The sequence below is a fragment of the Kordiimonas sp. UBA4487 genome (assembly GCF_002389025.1).
Taxonomy (GTDB): Bacteria; Pseudomonadota; Alphaproteobacteria; order Sphingomonadales; family Kordiimonadaceae; genus Kordiimonas; species Kordiimonas lacus.
The window spans coordinates 171,288-190,716 of the sequence record NZ_DGNR01000003.1 but is presented as its reverse complement, the minus strand read 5'-3'; the positions used below and the strand labels follow the sequence as shown (position 1 = coordinate 190,716).

Genomic DNA, 19,429 nt, shown 5'->3' with positions numbered 1-19,429 from the left:
TACTGCGCGCAGAAGCCCAAATCAAGCCAAACCCTGAGACCTCGCATGACGGATCGACCAAAGGTTGGTCTTGCGCAAGCCCACCATGCTGACTACCGTTAATATGACGATCAAGTGGGCGAGAGCGGCAAAACAATCATGGAAAAAATATTTGAATCCCTCGCTGGCTGGCACAAAGCCGGGCTAAAAACGGCACTCGCCGTAGTTACCAAGACCTGGGGGTCGGCGCCGCGCGGCGCGGGAAGCCTGATGGCAATCGCAGGTGACGGCCGGTTCGAAGGGTCAGTCTCCGGCGGTTGCGTTGAGGGAACCGTGATCGCCGAAGCCAACCAGATGGCGCATACGGGCGGCAGCAAAATTCTCAGTTTCACCGTTTCCAGCGAACAGGCCTGGGAAGTCGGCCTCGCCTGTGGCGGTCAGATCGACATTCTGATTGTCGCCCTTTCCGGTGATATTGGCGCGGATTGCCAGTCCGTTCTGACGGCGATCGCAGACCGACAATCCGGGCGCATTTCCATTGACCTGCATACCGGGGCACTCGCCTTTGACCAAACCGAAACACCTGGCGACCTTGCGTTTGATGACACCCAGCTGATGCTGCCGCTTCACCCCAAACACCGGCTGATGATTGTTGGCGCGGTGCATATTGCGCAGCATCTGGCACCCATGGCCATTGACGTGGGATATGATGTCACGGTTATTGACCCCCGCGCCGCCTTCACCCAAAGCCGTTCATTCGGCGAGTCCCATTTGGTGGAGGATTGGCCCGATGAGCTGTTCGCACGCCTGCGGCCAGATGCCCACACGGGCGTGGTCACATTGACCCATGACCCCAAAATTGATGACGCCGCCCTCATTCCTGCGCTTGAAAGCCCCGCTTTCTACATTGGCAGCCTGGGCAGCAAGAAAACCCATGCGGCCAGGCTGGAGCGCCTGGTAGAAAAAGGTTTCAGCGGTGAAGACCTGCAGCGGATCAGAGGGCCTGTGGGTCTGGATATCGGTGCAAAGACACCGGCTGAAATTGCAATTGCCATTTTGGCGGAAGTCACACTTGTCCGCAGGTGTAGCTGATGGAATTTCGGGAAATTGATACACTTGACGCCAAAGGCTGGTCCCTGGCCCACAGTGTGCGGGCTGGAAACAGAAAGCTGCCGAAAGGCCTGACATTGACGCCAGCGCACATCGAAGCGCTGACCGGCGCTGGGGTGGATCAGGTATACGCGTTCCGCCTGGACTCCGACGACGTCGGTGAAGATGAAGCCGCGGAAAGCATTGCCCGCCAAGTGGCTGGTTCCGGCCTCAGGCTCGGAATTTCCACCCGTGGTCGTTGTAACCTGCACACTGAGGCGGCAGGGCTTCTGCTGGCACCGGAGGCCCTCAACACCGTCAACCGGGCCGATGAGGCGATTGCCTTGTCCACCCTGCCTCACCTTAGCCCGGTCGCAGCGGGGCAGTTGGTGGCTACCGCCAAAATCATTCCCTATGGCGTGAAACAAGCCAGTTTGGACAAGGCCACCCAACTGAAGAGCGCGCTTACCGTTGCGCGCTTCCAGCCTTTCACGGCTCATATGGTCGTAACCGGACAGGCCCTGTCAGACAAAGCCTACCGGCTGACAGAAAACCGGCTTGCAGCGCTTGAGGGCGCTATTACCGCCTATGAAGGGTGTGACCATACGGTTCCGGCACTTGTTGAAGCGCTGCAGGCCGCCGCCGACAGAAAGCCCGACCTGCTGCTGGTCTTGGGCCTTTCCGCCATCAGCGACCGGCGAGATGTGATCCCCGCGGCCCTTGAGGCCGCAGGCGGCAGCATCACATCGCTTGGCATGCCTGTTGACCCAGGCAATCTGTTGATGCTGGGCCAACTTGAGGGCATTACCGTTATTGGCCTGCCTGGATGCGCGCGGTCTCCTGCCCTGAACGGACTGGATTGGGTTCTGGAGCGATTCGCCGCACGCCTTCCCATCACTCGCGACGACATTGCGGGCATGGGCGTTGGTGGCCTTCTGAAGGAAACGCCCTTCAGGCCGGAGCCCCGCGCGCCTCTGCACCAGGGGGCACAGCCAAATATTCAACCCATCATACTGGCGGCAGGGCGCTCCAGCCGCTCGGGCGCCCAGAACAAGCTGTTGTCGCGGATGAACGGCCACACGGTGGTGCGCCAAACCCTTGCTGCTGTCAGCCAGACAGGGTTCAACCCGCCCATTCTAGTCACCGGCCATGAAGGCGAGGCCGTGGCCGAAGCTCTTTCAGGCCTCAATTACACCCGGGCACATAATAGTGCTTTCAAGGATGGCATGGCCGGCAGCCTGAAACGGGGACTGGCGCACCTTCCTGAAACTGCAGAATTCGTCTGTGTCTGCCTGGGCGATATGCCGTTTGTTAAACCGGAGACCATCAAAGCGCTGGCCGAAGCCGGAAACCGCTTGTCTGAATTCAAGATGTTTATCCCCACTTTCAACGGCAAGCGGGGCAACCCTGTGCTGTGGCATCGGGACATGGTTGAAGCCCTACTGACAATTGAGGGTGACAAAGGTGGTCGGCAGCTGATCCATGATCATGAGAACTTGGTGTGCGAAGTGCCGGTGGATGACCACGGCATCCTGATTGACCTCGACACCCCAGAAGCATTGGCCCAGTTTGGCGCGGTGCCGGATTAGGCCTGTCAAGGCAGCAGGTCGAGAATTTCGTCTTCGCTGAGCGACAGCATTTCGGCCACCAGCCCATAAGAAAACCCGGCCCGCATCATGGCGGCCTTTTCTTTGTCCAGCTTGCCTTCCACATCCCGGTCCGCACGCCGGAAAGCGCCAAACCGCCGCCTGCGCACATAGGCTGCGGCCGCTTGCCGGTCTGGGTCACGCTCATTATCTTCATTGATGGCCCGCATCGTGACGTCGGCGATTTCCGTTGGCACGCCTTTGTAACGCAGGTCCTGCGCGATCATGCGGGTAGGCTTGCCTTTACGGATCAGGGTGTCGACCCGGCTGCGAGCATAGGTCGCATCGTCCACGTAGCCGTAGCTGACGCATTTGGCGACCACCGCATCCACCCAACCAAGCTGTTCGTCGGTTGGCGGCGCGTTTTCTTCATTCCGGCGACGGATCTTGCGTTCAAGCACAGCACGCAGATTGGCTTCAGTGGTGGAAAAACGCCCCAGATAATGAAGGGCCGCGCGCTCCAGGTAGCCTGCGCTGACTTTGCGCGGGCCTTGCCTGCGGCCTTTCGCCTTATCAGGCTTGCCACTTTTATCTGGCTTATCCGAGATCACAAGGCCTCCACGGCATTCAGGAACCGGTCAACTTCTTCGCGCGTGTTATAATAATGTGGCGATACCCGCACTGTGGTCTCAATTCCTCGCGCGCCCAGATCAAGACGGGTGTGGATTACATTCGCCACCTGCACGTTGATGCCGTCTGCTGCCAGCCGCTTTTTCACGTCTGCTGCCTGCAAACCCGTCTTGTTGAAGGTAACAATGGCGGCTGTAGCATCTGGCGGACAGGTGCCGACCACACCCTTTATGCCGTAAAGGCCTTCGCGCAAGTAGGCGGCCATGGCCTGCGTGCGCTCAAAACAGATATCTGATCCAAGCTGCTGCAGGTATTTCACCGCCGCGCCGAAACCCAACTGGTTGACGACGGACCGCTCCCAGTCCTCGAAAACGCCGGCATCGGCCCGCAGGTCATAGCTGTCTTCTGATACCCATATCGCCGCCTGGTTCGACAGGAAAGCCGGATCGAGCCGCTTGAGCGTGTCTGCCTGCACATACAGGAACCCAACACCGCGCGGCCCACGCAGGAACTTGCGCGAAGTGCCCGTCAACATGTGACAACCAATCTCGCCCACATCCACGCGCATCTGCCCCACCGCCTGGCAGGCGTCCAGCAAATAAAGCACATCGCGATCGCGGGCAACGCGGCCAACATCCGCCACCGGGTTCACTTGCCCACTGGATGACGGCACCATCGCAATGGCAATCAGCCTGGTGCGGCTGTCGACCAGACTTTCAAGGTGATCAACGTCCAGCTTGCCCTCAGCGTCAGCCCGTGCCACGCGAATTTCAAGGCCAAAGCGGTCCCTGAGCTGCAGGAAGGAAACAAAGTTGCTGCAATATTCATTGAAGGCGGTGACGATATTGTCACCCCGCTCAAAGGGTACGCTATAGAAGGCCTTGGCCCAGGCCTCTACCGCGCTGCCTGTGAGCGCCATTTCGCTCCGATTGGCACCCAGAAGGCCCGCGATGGCCTCATACGCCCCTTCAAGGGCCTGAGACTGTTGCTCTTGAGCAACATAGCCGCCGTGGTAAATTTCCTGCGCCAAGTGTGCCTCAATCGCGTCGATAACAGGCGCCGGCATCAGCGCGGAACCGCAATTATCCAGATGAAGTGTGGTGTTTGTGCCTGGTGTCTGCTCCCGCACCTTCTGGAGCAGATCGTTGCTGAAACTGGATGACAGCAGTGTCATTTTTTAGCCTCAATCCTCTTCTATTCGGGCGGTGCGTGTGTACATGGGTCCAGAATTCTCTTGCGCCGTCTGGTTACAGACTGTAATTCAGCCGTAATATTCACGCACACGGCTGTTTCTGAGTGAACAGGTAATGGCAGGTCAAAATCAAGCGCTTTTTTGGCCTAGGCATTTATGTGCTAAATATGTAATTTATATAAAGTTTCGGCGCGCCGAAGGCTTTGTGTTTTGTTAGGTCCGGCCAAGGTAAAATCTTGGGGCAAATATGGTTGAAGCCGACGTAATGACTGATGTGACACCAACACAAGATCCAACGCTTCCACGGCGCTATTCGGATTTTGACACGCTTGTTGATGCAATCGAGTACGCGGCCAAAGGGCTTCGCGGCCCGAATTTTTTCAACGCCCGCGGTGATCTTGTTGAATCCCTTCCATGGCGAGACGTTCGCGACCGTGCCGAAGTTATCGGCCGCAAACTTGTCGGCATGGGTTTCGAGAAAGGCGACCGGATCGCCCTGATCGCGGAAACCAGCGCTGATTTTGTCTGTTTCTTTGTAGGCTGCCAGTATGCCAGCGTCCTGCCGGTTCCCCTGCCCCTCCCGACATCATTTGGCGGTAAGGACGGCTATGTTTCGCAACTGCAGCTGCAGATGAACAGCTGCCAGGCCAACGGCCTGATGGCACCAAGCTTCATGGACGAGATCGTGGCAGAAGCCACCGAGGGCCTGGAACTCCGTTTCTCAGGCTCCTATCAGGAATACCTGAATGCCGAAGGCGAAGGCGATGTGCGCCTGCCCTCACCTGATGATCTGGCTTACCTGCAATACAGCTCTGGCTCCACGCGCTTCCCGCACGGTGTGTCGGTAACCCACCGGTCGCTGCTGTCGAACACGCACGGCATGGGCTATCACGGTGTGCATATTGGCGAAGACGACCGCTGCTGCTCGTGGCTGCCCTTCTATCACGACATGGGCCTCGTGGGCACACTGCTGACCACGCTGACAACACAGGTGTCGGTTGATTTCATCCCGACAGAAGAATTTGCCCGCCGTCCGCTTTCGTGGCTGCGCGTGCTCAGTGCCAACAAAGGCACCATCACCTACAGCCCGACCTTCGGCTTCGATATCTGTTCACGCCGGGCGGCCCTGCGCTCCAGCGCCATGGAAGGTCTTGACCTCTCCAGCGTACGCGTGGCCGGTTGTGGCGCGGAAATGATCCGCCCCGAAGTGATGCGCGCCTTCTATGAGACCTTCAAGGATATCGGCTTCAAGATGGAAGCCTTCCTGCCAAGCTACGGCCTTGCCGAATGTACGCTGGGCGTCAGCTTCGGCACCGTTGGCAAAGGCATCGAGGTTGACCTGATCGAAGAAAGCAAGCTGACCGGCGACAAACATGTGCTGGTGAACGGCTCGGGCGAAACTCCGCGGATGCGCGAGGTGGTCAACTGCGGCAAGCCACTGCCGGAATATGACGTTGAAATGCGCGACGAAGACGGCAATGTGGTACCGGACCACACAGTTGGCCGCGTGTTCCTGCGCGGTGTTTCCGTGATGCGCGAATATTTCAATGACCCTGAGACGACCCGCGCGGTCCTTAGCCCCGATGGCTGGCTTGATACCGGTGACATGGGCTACCTGAAGGACGGCTGTATCTATATCGTTGGTCGCGCGAAGGATATGATCATTGTCAACGGCCGCAACCATTGGCCACAGGACATCGAATGGGCCGCCGAGCAGCTTCCGGGCGTGAAAACCGGCGATGTGGCGGCGATTTCCATTCCCGGCGAAAATGCCGAGGAAGTACCGCTCATTCTCGCGCAGTGTCGCATTCTGGAAACCGATGATCGGATCAAGTTCGTAGCGGCCCTTAAAAAACACATCCAGTCCTCGACCGGCATCAACTGCATGATCGAACTGGTGCCGCCGCGCTCCCTGCCCCGGACATCGTCGGGCAAGCTGAGCCGCGTGAAAGCCCGCAACGAATATCTCTCCGGCAACCTTCAAGCCATCGCAAGCTAGATATGGCCAAGACGTCCGCCTCAAAGGGTGACCAGAAAACAGTCGCACTCACAGGTGCCACCGGGTTTCTTGGTGGCCATGCGGTCGATTGCTATCTCGAGGCAGGCTACAAGGTGAAAGCGCTGACCCGCCGCCATCAGGCCGCACGCGACGGTGTAACCTGGGTTTCCGGTGATCTTGATGACGACACGGCGCTCAAGACCCTGTGCGACGGCACAGACGTGCTGGTCCATATCGCCGGCCTGACCAAGGCGCTCAACCGCGATATCTTTTTCGACGTGAACGTAGGCGGCACCAAGCGCCTGATGGACATCGCCGCCAGGGCCGGCGTTGGCCACGTGGTTCATGTGTCTTCCATGGCCGCGCGGGAGCCGATGCTGTCCCATTATGGCGCCAGCAAACGCGCGTCCGAGCTGGTGTTGACGGCCCGCAACTGGCCCTTCACCTGGACCATTGTTCGCCCACCGGCCATCTATGGCCCAGGCGACAAGGAAATCCTGAAGCTGTTCAAGGCGCTCAAATACCGCCTTCTCCCGGCCCCCGGCAGCCGCCACAACCGTTTTGCCATGATCCATGGCCGCGACATGGCGTCGGCGCTGGTCGCCCTGTCTGACGGTAAGAACAAAAGCGCTGTGCTCGAACTGGATGACGGCAAGTCAGGCGGCTACACGCTTGCGGATGTCGCTGAGGCCCTTGGCGGCAAACACGACAAGCCGCCCTTCATATTGCCGATCCCCTTCCCCATTCTGGGGCTGATCGGCTTCATCAACGGCCTGATCGCCACGATTATCCGACGTCCAGTGATGCTGACCATGTCCACCGCACGATACCTGTGCCACAAGGACTGGACCGTCCGGAACGCCCGTCGCCCACATCTGACCAACTGGGCGCCGCAATATGACCTTAAAGCAGGCCTAAAGAGCACGATCGACTGGTATCGAAAAAACGGGCTTTTATGATGGCGCGCGTCCCGATATAAGGACGCTATGCAATCCCGCAAAAATTATTTTAGATAGGCAGACACGATGGCTAAAGCGGAAACCATTGAAAAGATTTACGAATTGATCGAACCGCTCAATAAAAAGGGCATCGATCTCGCGCCGAATGTTACGTTCGCGTCTGACCTTGAACTTGATTCCCTGACGGTTATGGATCTTGTGGCCGACATCGAGGACGAGTTCGACATTGTTTTGCCACTCAACCTGTTGCCTGAGCTGGAAACCATCGCCCACGTTGCCGATGCCGTAGAGAAAATCCTGAAAAAAGGCTGATATACCGTGGACCTGCTGGATAAGTTTGATTCAATTGCCGCACTGCGTGCGTCCCTTCCGTTCGAGAAGGCCGACCCTTTCACCGTCGTGATGGAAGAAATCATCTCGGAAACCGAAGCCATGATCGGCGGCCGCCGCACCATTCTTGCCGGCACCAACAACTATATGGGCATGACCTTCAACGAGGAAGCCATCGAAGCCGCTAAGCAGGCCCTGGATGATTTCGGTACCGGAACAACGGGCAGCCGGTCCCTGAACGGCACATACCTGAGCCATAAGAAGCTTGAAGAAACCATCGCCGATTTCTACGGCATGGAACACTGCATGGTCTTCTCCACCGGCTATCAAGCCAATCTGGGGATGATCTCTGCCCTCGGCGGCAAGGACGATTTCGTCATCATCGATGCTGATAGCCACGCCTCCATCTATGATGGCTGCTCCATGGGCAACGCCACCATCGTGCGCTTCAAGCATAATGACGTGGACAATATGGAACGCCGCCTCAAGCGCCTGCCGGAAGACGCAGGCAAGCTGGTTGTGATCGAAGGCATCTATTCCATGCTGGGTGATGCGGCACCAGTGAAGGAACTCCTTGAAGTTGCCAAGAAATATGGCTGCATGACGCTGGTGGATGAAGCGCACTCGATGGGCTTCTGCGGCGAAAATGGCCGCGGCATCGCCGAACAGGAAGGCGTGGAGCACCTGGTTGACTTTTATGTCGGCACTTTCTCCAAGTCCGTGGGCACAGTGGGCGGTTTTGCTGTCTCGAACCACCCGAAATTCGATGTGCTTCGGTACGTGAGCCGGCCCTACATCTTTACCGCCAGCCCACCACCAAGTGTGGTGGCATCAGCGATCAAGTCGATTGAGGCAATCAAGCGCGGCTCCAACCGCCGGGCGCACCTGTGGGAAAACGCCAAGCGCCTGCACGCAGGCCTCAAGGATGCGGGCTTCGACCTGTGTACCGAGAAGGCTGAAAGCCCTATCATCGCCGTGCATTTTCCGGATGTGATGATCGGCACCAAATTCTGGGAACAGCTGATCATGGAAGGCGTGTATGTGAATATGGCGGCACCACCAGCCACGCCCGCCGGCATGTTCCTGATGCGCGTCAGCGTCTGTGCCCAGCACACGACCGAGCAGATCGACGAGATCATCAAGCGCTTCAAGACAACGGCTGACAAGGTCGGGCTTGAGCTGAAGGCCTAAGGCCAGAACAGCAAACCGGTAAAACAAAGGCGGCTCACTGGCCGCCTTTTTCTTTGTCTATTTCAAAGAGCTATTTGAACGCGCCCTTGCGCTTGAGGCCCCAGAACAGGGAAATGCCCGACAGGATCGGATGCCTGCGCATGCGGTCTGTGACCGTGATCTCGACGCCTGAGTGGCGCTTGATCTTCCAGGCCAGATAATCGATGCCGCCGTCGAATGTCATGGCAGCTTTCACCAGCCGCATGAAACTGACAAACTTGCCGTTGCAGCGGCGCGCGAACCACTTGAGCCGTGGCACAAAGCGTTCCGTGCGGGGTGGCTGTTTGATCGGTGGGATTGGGCCCGGCACAATGCCCATGGCCTCTTCCGCAAGCGCCGTCAGCGCGTCATAGCGGTCCTGGTCCAGCAGGTAAATCTCAAGGCCCTTGCCCCGGCGCTCTGAGCGCAGCTCAGCTGAATAGGTCTGCTCGAAGGCTTCAACCCACAGGTCACGCGAATTGGTGGCACCCGGGATCAGCTCCAAAAGGTTGCTGATCATGGTTTTCATTGCCTGCGCCACGTCGCCAGCGATCGACTGACGGGTCATGTCGTCCTTCGGCAGCAACAGAATGCACGGCTGGCAGAAGCGCGCCCATACAGACACGTTCAGGCATTCAGGGCGAACCCGGAAAGCGAAATCGGAGCGTGACAGCACAGCATATTTGCAACGCACGGTCATGCCGGCGATGTCCATCTCGTGATAAAAGACGTTCGGCGGGCAAATCTGGTTGGCAATCGCAAGCCAGCGCTTCTGGTACGCTTCCTTGTAGCTGTCCACAATCACGTAGAAATCGAGAACTTTTTCTTCGATGTCGCCGGTGCGCAGGCAAGACCCATAGAACAGGATACCCGAAACACAATCGCCGAACTTGTCAGCAACCGCCTGTGCGGCCTGCTTGACAGCATCCGGCACCGGACGCTTCCATTCGTCGAGGATAAAAGTAGTCAGTTCTTGGTCAGCTTTACTAGTCATTGTGGTCCCTATTTTAGCGACACAAATGTTAATGCCCTATTGCCACGCAGTATAATTTCTTTTCCCGGCACTGGATAATATATTTCGCCATCAAGTGTTACAGGTTCAATACCGTCGACGCGAATTTCATCAGCCCGGCGGGTATGGACGCCGTTAATTGTCTTTTTGCCGAAGCCACCCGTGATCAGGCCTTTCATGGCGCGGAACACATTGCCGCCGCCAGCTTCGACCGCCGAAAACTTCAGGCCACCCCGGCCTTCCTTGCCATATGGCCGAAGCCCGAGAAGCAAGCGGTCCAGCGTCGTGGCCATGACAGCCGCGAATTCGCCATGGAAACGACCACCACCCTTGATGGTTACCGTCATCGGATCAGATACCATCAGGCGTTTGTCCCGGCTCAGGCCGAAGGCCGATGCCAGCAATTTGGAGATCGCCCCCACGTGGGCGATCCCGTTGGGCATACCCGTATTATAGGCGTGATCACGGCACCAGTGAATACCCTTCACAATCCCGGCTGTGCCAAAGAAGGTACCGACGCGCGGCGGCTTGCCGTCGCCCAGATCAAGTTCGATCAGGTTCATGCTGACAAGCCGGTCTGCGATGCCGCCTTCTTTCGCGATCTGAATCAGGCGCTTGAGTACCTTTTCAGGGCGCCCCTTGAAGCCGAGATCCGCCGCCGTCATGTTGGTCTTGCCGCCGGGCAGGAAGGCAATCGGCGGGATCACGTCAAACGGGCTACGGTCCAGGATTGAGGCCAACACAGCACCAATCGTGCCGTCGCCACCATTTACAATCAGCATCGCAGGATTGGCACGCGCAAACAGGGCCAGGGCCTCATCAATGCTTTCAATGCCATTGAGCTCGAAATGCACCACGTTCGCGCTTTCGTCCACAACCCGGCGAATAGCCTCGATCCGCGCAGCGTTTGTGGTGCTGAGCGGATTGGAAATAATGGCGATCAGAGGCACAGTCGCGCCTGACTGGATACTGCTTTTTTCCAATTGCATGGTGTCAAACTCTTGTAACACAAACCGTCTAAACGCTAGGGTTCGGACGCTTCCATCAATCATTCGCCGCCTTCATACCTTGAAAAGGCTCAAGACGCAAATGCTGTAGGCGCAAATGCCATGAGGATTGTTGCGGCCTAACGCCGCACTAGAACCTAGCGCCGACGCAGTTGGCGACGCTTCTTTTTCTGTTCCTCGTCGGCACCGAAAATATATTTCAGGTTCACCGGCATATCCGTAACGCCTTCTGTCGCGGTGAAGACCACGTCTTCGACATCCGGCTTGCCAAGGCCCAGCTTGGGGTTATTGGAAAATCCGAACCCTTCCGTGAAGAAGTCCGCCTTGCCGTTGGCATTCCGGTCGTGCATCACCACCAGGGTAAAATCGCCCAGGCCTGGCATCGGCACGCAGATCTCCTGGCCGTCAGATTCCGTTTTCACGTCAATCCGCACCAGCTTCTTGCCCTTCTCAAGGAAGTCTTCCTCGGTGGGGCCATAAACCTGCACGCGGATGTTGCCTTCGAGGTCCTTCAGGCCCTCGACCGATACCCGCACGAAAGACTTACCGCCCTCCGGGGCTGCACACAGGCCCATATCATGGTCTACCAGCACCGCATCATCGTCGACATCGGCATGGGCTGATACTCCCCAAAAGCCCATCATCAGGCCCACAACCGCCACCTTACTCAAAACACTCGTCGATTTTATCAACATAAACTTCTCCAGGTGCCCCCGCCTTAGTTTGCAAATGGCGGTCGATGGTGGCGAAAATATGTCCCATATGACGACAAATTGGGTATAACTCAACAAGCTTTTGCCTTCTTTCCCCGCTCAAAGGAGAAAAGGCTCTTGCAACAAGGCTCATAGGGGTGTAGCGCCAAAGCATGTTTACTCGCATCGACCGATATATTCTCACGCAGATATTGGGACCGTTATTCACGACCCTTGGCATCGCAGCTTTGTTGCTGATTCTTGAACGGATGCTACGGCTTTTTGACTTTGTCGTGAACCAGGGTGGCCCGGTAGAAGTGGTGTTCCAGATGCTGGCCAACCAGGTGCCGCATTATATGGGCCTGGCGCTGCCGATCGGCCTGATGCTGGGGACCCTGCTTGCCTTCCGGAAAATTTCACTTTCCAGTGAATATGACGCGATCACGTCGTCGGGTATCGGCCTGAACCGCCTGGTGCGGCCTGTGCTGGCTCTATCGCTGGTGCTCGTGTTGGTAAACACCATCCTGGTTGGTTGGGTGCAGCCCTATGGCCGCTACGCCTACCGCAGTCTCGTCTTCGATCTCAGGAGTGGGGCGCTTGGCGCCAGCATCCGGGTCGGCGAATTTGTCGATATCGGCGACAACATTACCCTGATGATTGAAGAGTCCCGCGACCAGGGGGCCGAGCTTCTGGGCATCTTCATGGAACGCCGCAGCGACGGGCGCAGCCTGGCTGTCAGTGCGGAACGTGGCGGCTTCTTCGCCACTGACGATGAAAACACCATTCTGCTGCGGCTTTTCAATGGCGTGCTGATTGACCTTAACGAAGGCCAGAACAAACCCCGCGTCCTCAAATTTGACCAACAGGACCTGACGGTGAAACTGCCAGCCAAGGAGGCCTTCCGTGAACGCGGCGGCGAAGAATTGGAGATGACCCTGCCTGAACTCTGGGTGGAGAAGGACAATCCGGTTCTGGACGCCAAGGAACGCGCGGCCTTCAATGGCAATTTCCACTGGCGTGTGATGCATTCCATCACCTTCCTGATCCTGCCGTTCCTGGCGATCCCGCTGGGGCTGACCAACAAGCGAACGGGTAAGGGCACCGGTATCGTCGTGGGGCTGACGCTCCTGATCCTTTATAACGAATTTATGGAAGCCATGGAAACCGCTGTCCAAAGCGGCGCCTCGCCGTATGGCACGATATGGTTACTGTTCGTGGCTTTTGGCCTTCTCAGCTTTACCCTGTTCCACATCGCGGCCCACAAGGTCGGCGGTGAACCGCTCGCCTGGATCGACAAAAGCTGGGCTTTCATCAGCGGCCCGATCAAGCGCCTGTCGAAGAAAGTCATGGGGGTTAGCGACTGATGTTTACCTCCCGCACACTCCGCCGCCTGTTTGTGCCCTCGCGCACGCTGGCGCGCTATATGGTGAAGATGCACCTTGGCCGCTTCTTCGGCATCCTGATTGGCCTTACCGCCGTATTGCAGATGCTGGACCTGCTGGCCACCGCCGATGACATCATGGCAGCCGAAGGTGCCAACTGGGTCTCGCTGGCGTCCTATATCAGCATGCGGGCCCCGCAACTGATCAGCCAGTTCGTACCCTTCACCGCCCTTCTCGCCACACTGTTGACACTCGCGACCCTCAACCAGCATTCGGAAGTGGTGGTGATGAAAGCCAGCGGGCTTTCGGCGCACCGTATCCTGCTGCCGCTCGGGATCGCCTCCTTCATCATCGCTGCCAGCCATTTCCTGTTCAATGAAACCGTCGTGGTGAATGCGAATGCCGACCTCGAGTATTGGCAGGACAATGACTATGCGGTCGACCTGCCGCCGAGCGCCGGCCCAACAGGGCGTGTGTGGATCAAGGAAAACAAGACCATCGTGCTGGTAGAAGCCGTCAGCCAGATCCGCAACAAGGTGGTGCTGGATAAGGTTTCGCTGTTTGAACGCGATGAGCGCGGCAAGCTTCAGGCCATGGTCCACGCCGATTTCGCCTGGTATCAGGACGGCAGGTGGACCCTTCATGAGGTGCGCCGCTTTGACGCTGGCACCCATGAGATGACGATCCAGCCCAGCCAGCCGTGGGACCTGGAGACCAGGCCCGAACGCTTCCAGGCGCTGACGGTGAAGCCCGACCATGTGTCCTTCCCCAAGCTTTGGCAATCGATGCAGGAGCTTAAGAAAGACGGCCTGCCCACAGACCGGCTGATGGCCAGCTTCCTGCAGAAGGTGGCAGGCCCGGCCTCATCCCTACTGATGCCGCTTCTGGCGGCTGTGGCGGCCTTCGGTGTGCACCGGGCGGGCAATCTGGTGTTGCGTGTCGTCTTCGGTATGGCGCTTGGTTTCAGCTTCTTTGTGGCAGACAACTTCATGCTGGCCATGGGCGAATTTGGCGTGGCGCCGCCATTCCTTGCGGCCTGGGCGCCCTTCTTCCTGTTCCTGGTGGTCGGCTACGCCGTGATTTTCAATTCGGAAGAAGGCAGCTTGCCCAAGAAACGCAAGGCACTCCAAGAAAAGCCCATCGCCGGTGAGTGACATGGACAAGACCAAGCCCCCTTCCCGCCCGGAAAAGCCAGAGCGGCCAAAGCGTCCTGAGCAAAACGAGCACCGCGCGCGGGTCGCTGGCGGTGCGGGCTTTGCCTTCCTTGGCCGCATGGGTGCACTGATTGAAGCCGTCTCCGTTATCGCCTTCACCTGGTACTATGGCGCGGCCACCTTTGGCCTGTTTGCGGTCTTGTGGTCCTATGTGAAGGTTTCCACCGCCGTTTCCGACGCCGCCATGACCACGGCACTGCAGCGCTTTGTGCCCAAAGCCAATGGCAACGACCCGGAACTGGCCGTCGGATACGCTATAAAATTCAGCTTCCTGATTGCCATCACCATTGCCGCCCTCACCTGCTATTTCGCGCCAGACCTGGCGGGTGTCATCAGCGCCGCCGAAGATGATGCCGATCATCTGATCAATGTGATCCGCATCTATGTCTGGGTGCTGCCGTTTTGGACCATGGTTGAAGTGGGCACCGCCGCCATCCGCGCCCGCCGGAAATTCGGCCCGGAAATCCGGGTGCGCGTGTTCTACGAACAGGGCCTGCGCCTGATCGCCGCCATCGGCTTCGCGCTGATGGACTATATGACCTACGGGCTTTTCATTGCCCACCTTGTCAGCGTGGTGCTTTCAGCCGCCCTTGCCCTTCGCCTTGTCGGCAAACACTATGACTTTGGCAAGGTTTTGCGCGCCCCCATGACGGGCCCCATGCCCAGGGCCATGCGCCAGTATGGTTTCACCGTGATGCCAGCGAACCTGATCAAGAAACTGTTCAGCGAATTCCCGGTGATGTTCCTGAACTATCTGCTACCCGGTGCCGCGGGCGCAGCGGCAGGCGGCTATTATGCCGTGGCCCGCAAGATCGCCAGCGCCCTGCAGGCCGTGCGCATGACATTCGAGTATGTCATGGCGCCGCTGGCTGCGGAAAAGGACGGCCACGGCGACCATGTGGCCCTACAGGACATGTTCGCCTATGCCACCCGCCTGTCGGTCACGCTGGCGCTGCCGTTCGGCGCAGCGCTTGTGCTGGCGCGCAATGATATCCTGGCCACCATGCAGCCCCAGTTCCAGACGGCGGCGGCGGCCATGTCCATCCTGTGCGCGGGCCGCGTGCTTGAGGCCGCGACCGGGCCTTCGAGCGCCATCATTGAAATGCTGGGGCACCGCTCGCTGCCGGCCATCAATGGCGTGCTGGGGCTTATTACCCTGCTGCTTCTGGGCAACTGGCTGATCCCGCTTTATGGTGTCACGGGCGCTGCTGTCGCGGCGGCGACCGGCCTCAATGTTACGGCCATCGCGGGGCTGATTGAAACCTATTTCATTTTCCGGCTGTGGCCCTATGACCGCCACGCCATCCGCCCGCTGATCGTCTCGCTTGTCACCAGCGGCATCATGCTGTCGCTCATTCCCGCCAGCAACCACTGGCCGGTGCCTGTGGGCATCCTCGGCGCCGTCGCCGGGTTGCTGATCTCCGTGATGATATTGGTGCGCTATGGCCTCAACCACGAGGACGCCAACGCACTGGGCCGCATCGGCAAACTGAAACCCCTGAAGAAACTGGCACCCTGACATGGCTGACGAAATCTCATTTGACGACTTCCTCAAGGTAGATATCCGCGCCGGCACGATCCTGAGCGCGCGCGATAACGAAAAGGCGCGCAAGCCCGCCTATGTGCTGGAGGTAGACTTCGGCCCGGACTTCGGCGTCAAGACAACCTCGGCCCAGATCACCGAAGAACACACCAAGGAAGACCTTGTGGGCATGCAGGTGCTGGCTGTCACCAACTTCCCATCAAAGCGCGTCGCGGGCGTGAAGTCAGAGGTGCTGACGCTGGCAACCATGGAAGACAGTGGCCGCACCGTGTTGATCACGCCCTCGAAGCCCGTGCCGAACGGCACCCGCTTGCTTTGACGGCCTTGCTGCCTTAAGTCACTAAACATAGAATTTACCCGGGGAGCAGCGCGTGAGCGACATCATCATCAAAGAAATCACTGATGTGAAGGGCCTGAAGGACTTCGTCAACGCCACCCGGCAGGTGTATGCGAATGACCCCAACTGGATCCAGCCCCTGATGATGGAGCGCATGGACGCCATCCGCCGCGACAAGAACCCCTATTATGAGCATGCCGAAGTCGCTCACTGGGTGGCGTACGAAGGCGGGAAGCCCGTCGGCCGCATCACCGCACAGGTTGATGAGCTGGCGCAGGAAAAGTGGGGGCCGAACCTGGGGCATTTCGGCTTCTTTGAAGCCACAACAAAGGACGTTGTCGACAAGCTGCTGAGCACCGCCGAAGGTTGGCTCAAGGCCCGCGGCATGAAGCGCATGCAGGGGCCATGGTCGTTGAATACCGCCGAAGAGGTCGGAACGCTGATCAAGGGCTTCGACACACCGCCTGTGTTCATGATGCCCCACGGCAGGCCCGAGTATGACGGCTGGCTGAAGGGCCAGGGCTTCGACAAGGCCAAAGACATGCATGCCTTCCGGCTGGACCTGAACATGCCGGTGCCTGAGCGCGCCAAACGTATCGTCAAGATGGCGGAAAAGAACAAGCGCACCACCATGCGCGAGGTCGACATGAAGCGTTTCGACGAAGAGGTCGCCACGGTTCTGGACATCTATAACGAGGCATGGTCCGAAAACTGGGGCTATGTGCCCTTCACCAAGCATGAGGTAGAGCACGGCGCCAAGGCGCTGAAGCCGGTGGTGAAGCCCTACCGCACCATGATCTGCGAATATGACGGCGAGCCCGTCGCCTTCATGCTGACCATCCCGGACGTGAACCACAAGATCCGTGACCTGGACGGCAAGCTGTTCCCGTTTGGCTGGGCCAAAGTGGCCTGGCGCATGATGAACGGTAAGGAAGACCGCTGCCGCGTGCCGCTGATGGGTGTCAGGAAGAAATTCCAGAAAGGCCCGCTCGGGGCCGCCATGGCCATGTGGATGATCCAGGTATCGCAGAAGAACGTGATGGACCGCGGCGCTTACTTTGGCGAGTTGGGCTGGATTCTCGAGGATAACGAAGGGATGATCAGCATTCTCGAGGAAATCGGCTGCGAAATTTACAAGACCTACCGCGTGTATGAGAAAGCGATTGGGTAATGCCCCCTTTTCTAATACAGAGACAAGGCTTTCAGCTCAAGATATCCACCATTGGGGAAGCCGCAGCACTGGAAGCGGTGGGCATCCTAAACAATAGCGAGTTAATTGCATGGGCAAACCACATGCTCATCAATGGTCATTACTCGCGAGGCCTTGATGCATTAGACGACACGCCCGAAACCTTGCCTGCCCAAGCCCACGAGCTTTTTAAGCAGGCGGTCAAAGAATTACAGGTTCAAGAGTTCTCGCCGCATGACGCCGCATTCACGGCTGCCCGCGTTATCATTCAACAAATCGCAGATCAAGAAGTTGACCCAGAAGTAGGTTGCCAATTTCTTTGCCACCATTTCTCGCTGGGCAGCCCACAAAAAGGCCCAGCTTCCAACTTCAGCGAGGAATTAGGCATGAGAGAGTTTGTCTACCTGGAACATGAAATGTGCCACGCCCGTGCAGCGCTGCAACATCCAGTCCCCTATAATCCTGGGCCTCCTGAAGTCATCAAACAGGAAATCCTCTCTGAGGCCCAACGGTGGCTCAACGCTAATACCTAATCTACCCCTCCACCGCCAACTTGCCCTGGGCGAGGTTGGCGAATTCGCAGAGAAGCGGCCTTGTTTCGCGGGGGTCGATGACATCTTCGACCATGAAGGCCTCGGCGGTGCGGAAGGGGCTGCGCACCTTATCGAGGCGTGCCTTGATCTCCGCCAACGCCGCCTGTGGGTCTTCGGCTTTCTCCAGCTCCGTCTTATAGGCCACCTCGATCCCGCCTTCGAGCGGCAGGCTGCCCCAGTCGCCCGACGGCCAGGCGAAACGGTACTGGAATTTGGTATGGTCGCTCATGGCCGCACCCGCCACACCGTACGCCTTGCGGACAATCACGCTGGCCCACGGCACGGTCGAGCGGTAGATGCCGTTCAGTGCCTCCACCCCATAGCGGATGGTGGCGGCCTTCTCGGCCTCAAGCCCAATCATGAAGCCGGGGTTATCGACAAAATGCACCACCGGCAGGCGGAAGGTGTTCGCGAGCTTCACGAAGCGTTCGATCTTCCGCGCCGCATCCGCCGTCCAGCTACCGCCCATAAAGCTGGGGTCACTGGCGATCACCGCGACGGGCCAGCCGTCAAGCCGCGCCAGTGCGGTGATGGCCGACTGGCCCCAACGCTTGCCAATCTCGAACACGCTGCCCCGGTCCATAACGCTCTCGAGGATTTTGCGCATGCTATAGGCCTTGCGGCGGTCCTCCGGCACGGCGTCCAGCAGCTTTTCGTCGCGGCGTTCCACGCCGTCACTTGTATCGCCGCGCGGCGCAGGCAGCCCCGCCGCCGACGGCAGGTAGCTCAGGAAGCGTTTCGCGGCCTCGAACGCCGCCTCTTCGCTCTCCACCAGCTCGTCCACCGCGCCGTTGCGCGCATGAATGTCCGCGCCGCCGAGCACTTCCTTGTCCAGATTTTCGCCAATCGCCGCCACCACCGCAGGCCCGGCGGTGAACATGTGCGACATGCCCTTGACCATCACGCTATAGTGGCTGGCCACCACGCGCGCGGCGCCAAGCCCCGCGACGGACCCAAGCGCCAGCGCCACAACGGGCACCGTCTCCAAATTCTTCACCACACGGTCCCAGCCCGGCAGGTAAGGCACGTAGGTCAGGCCCATGTCCTCCAGCATCTTCACACTGCCGCCACCGCCGGTGCCGTCAATAAGCCGGATCAGCGGCAGCTTATATTCATGCGCCATCTGCTCCGCCAACACCGCCTTGCGCCAGATGGCAGCGTCTGCGGCCCCGCCCCTAACGGTGAAGTCATCGCCGGTCAGCACCACAGGGCGGCGGTCCACGTCTGCCCGACCGAACAGGAAGTTCGATGGCGATGCGTCCAACAGGTCGCCATTCTCGTCATAGCTGGCCTTGCCCGCCAGCTTGCCGATCTCGCGAAAGGAGCCGGGGTCAGCCATTTTTGACAAGCGCTGGCGTACGTCCAGCTTGCCCCGCGCGTGCTGGCGCGCCAGCTTCTCCTCGCCGCCCATCTTTTCGGCCAGCGCCTCGCGCTTCTTCTTCTCGGCTAACTCTTTTTCCCACGCCATACGGATATGTCCCTTAAAA

At 58.7% G+C, this 19,429-nt stretch carries 18 protein-coding genes; 12 read left to right on the top strand and 6 right to left on the bottom strand.

Annotation, left to right across the window (positions count from 1 at the left end; genetic code table 11):
- Positions 1 to 138: 138 nt before the first annotated feature.
- Positions 139 to 1,071: an XdhC family protein gene (locus B3Z17_RS02180; RefSeq protein ID WP_286828397.1), complete on the top strand. Its 933-nt coding sequence runs from the start codon at positions 139 to 141 to the stop codon at positions 1,069 to 1,071.
- Entirely contained in the window at positions 1,071 to 2,657 is a 1,587-nt protein-coding gene (locus B3Z17_RS02175; RefSeq protein WP_286828395.1) for a molybdopterin-binding/glycosyltransferase family 2 protein, read from the top strand. The genes B3Z17_RS02180 and B3Z17_RS02175 overlap by 1 nt, the downstream gene beginning before the upstream one ends.
- Positions 2,658 to 2,662: 5 nt before the next feature.
- Here the strand turns inward: B3Z17_RS02175 and B3Z17_RS02170 are convergent, their stop codons facing one another.
- Together B3Z17_RS02170 and B3Z17_RS02165 are read right to left on the bottom strand one after the other, a co-directional pair.
- On the bottom strand, positions 2,663 to 3,265 hold the full coding sequence (locus tag B3Z17_RS02170) for a regulatory protein RecX (protein ID WP_286828394.1): 603 nt from the start codon (positions 3,263 to 3,265) through the stop codon (positions 2,663 to 2,665).
- Positions 3,262 to 4,458 (bottom strand): aminotransferase class V-fold PLP-dependent enzyme, encoded by a 1,197-nt coding sequence (locus B3Z17_RS02165; protein ID WP_286828393.1) that lies wholly within the window; start codon positions 4,456 to 4,458, stop codon positions 3,262 to 3,264. The genes B3Z17_RS02170 and B3Z17_RS02165 overlap by 4 nt, the downstream gene beginning before the upstream one ends.
- A gap of 265 nt (positions 4,459 to 4,723) precedes the next feature.
- Between B3Z17_RS02165 and B3Z17_RS02160 the strand changes: the two genes are divergently transcribed.
- From B3Z17_RS02160 to spt, 4 genes are all read left to right on the top strand, one after another.
- Entirely contained in the window at positions 4,724 to 6,475 is a 1,752-nt protein-coding gene (locus B3Z17_RS02160; protein ID WP_068305468.1) for a fatty acyl-AMP ligase, read from the top strand.
- A 2-nt stretch (positions 6,476 to 6,477) separates the two neighbouring features.
- The gene (locus tag B3Z17_RS02155) at positions 6,478 to 7,434 is read left to right on the top strand and encodes an NAD-dependent epimerase/dehydratase family protein (RefSeq protein ID WP_286828392.1); all 957 of its coding nucleotides are present in this window, start codon (positions 6,478 to 6,480) and stop codon (positions 7,432 to 7,434) included.
- A gap of 66 nt (positions 7,435 to 7,500) precedes the next feature.
- Entirely contained in the window at positions 7,501 to 7,746 is a 246-nt protein-coding gene (locus B3Z17_RS02150; protein ID WP_286828391.1) for an acyl carrier protein, read from the top strand.
- A gap of 6 nt (positions 7,747 to 7,752) precedes the next feature.
- Positions 7,753 to 8,955 (top strand): serine palmitoyltransferase, encoded by a 1,203-nt coding sequence (gene spt / locus B3Z17_RS02145; protein ID WP_068305460.1) that lies wholly within the window; start codon positions 7,753 to 7,755, stop codon positions 8,953 to 8,955.
- Positions 8,956 to 9,025: 70 nt separating this feature from the next.
- Here spt and B3Z17_RS02140 read toward each other — a convergent pair whose 3' ends face one another.
- The 3 genes from B3Z17_RS02140 to B3Z17_RS02130 all read right to left on the bottom strand — a co-directional run bounded on the left by B3Z17_RS02140 (position 9,026) and on the right by B3Z17_RS02130 (position 11,687).
- Positions 9,026 to 9,967: a hypothetical protein gene (locus B3Z17_RS02140; RefSeq protein ID WP_068305456.1), complete on the bottom strand. Its 942-nt coding sequence runs from the start codon at positions 9,965 to 9,967 to the stop codon at positions 9,026 to 9,028.
- 8 nt (positions 9,968 to 9,975) lie between these two features.
- A complete protein-coding gene (locus B3Z17_RS02135; RefSeq protein ID WP_286828390.1) occupies positions 9,976 to 10,974 on the bottom strand; it encodes a diacylglycerol/lipid kinase family protein in 999 nt (332 codons plus the stop codon).
- Between the two features lie 155 nt (positions 10,975 to 11,129).
- A complete protein-coding gene (locus tag B3Z17_RS02130; RefSeq protein ID WP_068305453.1) occupies positions 11,130 to 11,687 on the bottom strand; it encodes a DUF2141 domain-containing protein in 558 nt (185 codons plus the stop codon).
- Positions 11,688 to 11,857: 170 nt separating this feature from the next.
- On the opposite strand from B3Z17_RS02130, the gene lptF reads away from it, so the two are divergent.
- The 6 genes from lptF to B3Z17_RS02100 are packed head-to-tail and all read left to right on the top strand — an operon-like array spanning position 11,858 to position 17,882.
- Positions 11,858 to 13,048 carry an LPS export ABC transporter permease LptF gene (lptF, locus tag B3Z17_RS02125; protein WP_068305451.1) on the top strand — a complete coding sequence of 397 codons (1,191 nt, stop codon included), beginning with the start codon at positions 11,858 to 11,860 and terminating at the stop codon, positions 13,046 to 13,048.
- A complete protein-coding gene (gene lptG, locus B3Z17_RS02120) occupies positions 13,048 to 14,220 on the top strand; it encodes an LPS export ABC transporter permease LptG (RefSeq protein ID WP_286828389.1) in 1,173 nt (390 codons plus the stop codon). Before lptF ends, lptG begins: the two co-directional genes overlap by 1 nt.
- A gap of 1 nt (position 14,221) precedes the next feature.
- Positions 14,222 to 15,799, top strand: coding sequence for a lipopolysaccharide biosynthesis protein (locus B3Z17_RS02115; protein WP_286828388.1), 1,578 nt, complete (start codon positions 14,222 to 14,224; stop codon positions 15,797 to 15,799).
- 1 nt (position 15,800) lies between these two features.
- On the top strand, positions 15,801 to 16,142 hold the full coding sequence (locus B3Z17_RS02110; protein ID WP_286828387.1) for a tRNA-binding protein: 342 nt from the start codon (positions 15,801 to 15,803) through the stop codon (positions 16,140 to 16,142).
- 52 nt (positions 16,143 to 16,194) lie between these two features.
- Positions 16,195 to 17,331 carry a hypothetical protein gene (locus B3Z17_RS02105; RefSeq protein ID WP_286828386.1) on the top strand — a complete coding sequence of 379 codons (1,137 nt, stop codon included), beginning with the start codon at positions 16,195 to 16,197 and terminating at the stop codon, positions 17,329 to 17,331.
- Positions 17,331 to 17,882 carry a hypothetical protein gene (locus tag B3Z17_RS02100; protein WP_286828385.1) on the top strand — a complete coding sequence of 184 codons (552 nt, stop codon included), beginning with the start codon at positions 17,331 to 17,333 and terminating at the stop codon, positions 17,880 to 17,882. Before B3Z17_RS02105 ends, B3Z17_RS02100 begins: the two co-directional genes overlap by 1 nt.
- A gap of 1 nt (position 17,883) precedes the next feature.
- Here B3Z17_RS02100 and B3Z17_RS02095 read toward each other — a convergent pair whose 3' ends face one another.
- Positions 17,884 to 19,410 (bottom strand): acyl-CoA carboxylase subunit beta, encoded by a 1,527-nt coding sequence (locus B3Z17_RS02095; protein WP_286828384.1) that lies wholly within the window; start codon positions 19,408 to 19,410, stop codon positions 17,884 to 17,886.
- Between the last annotated feature and the right edge of the window lie 19 nt (positions 19,411 to 19,429).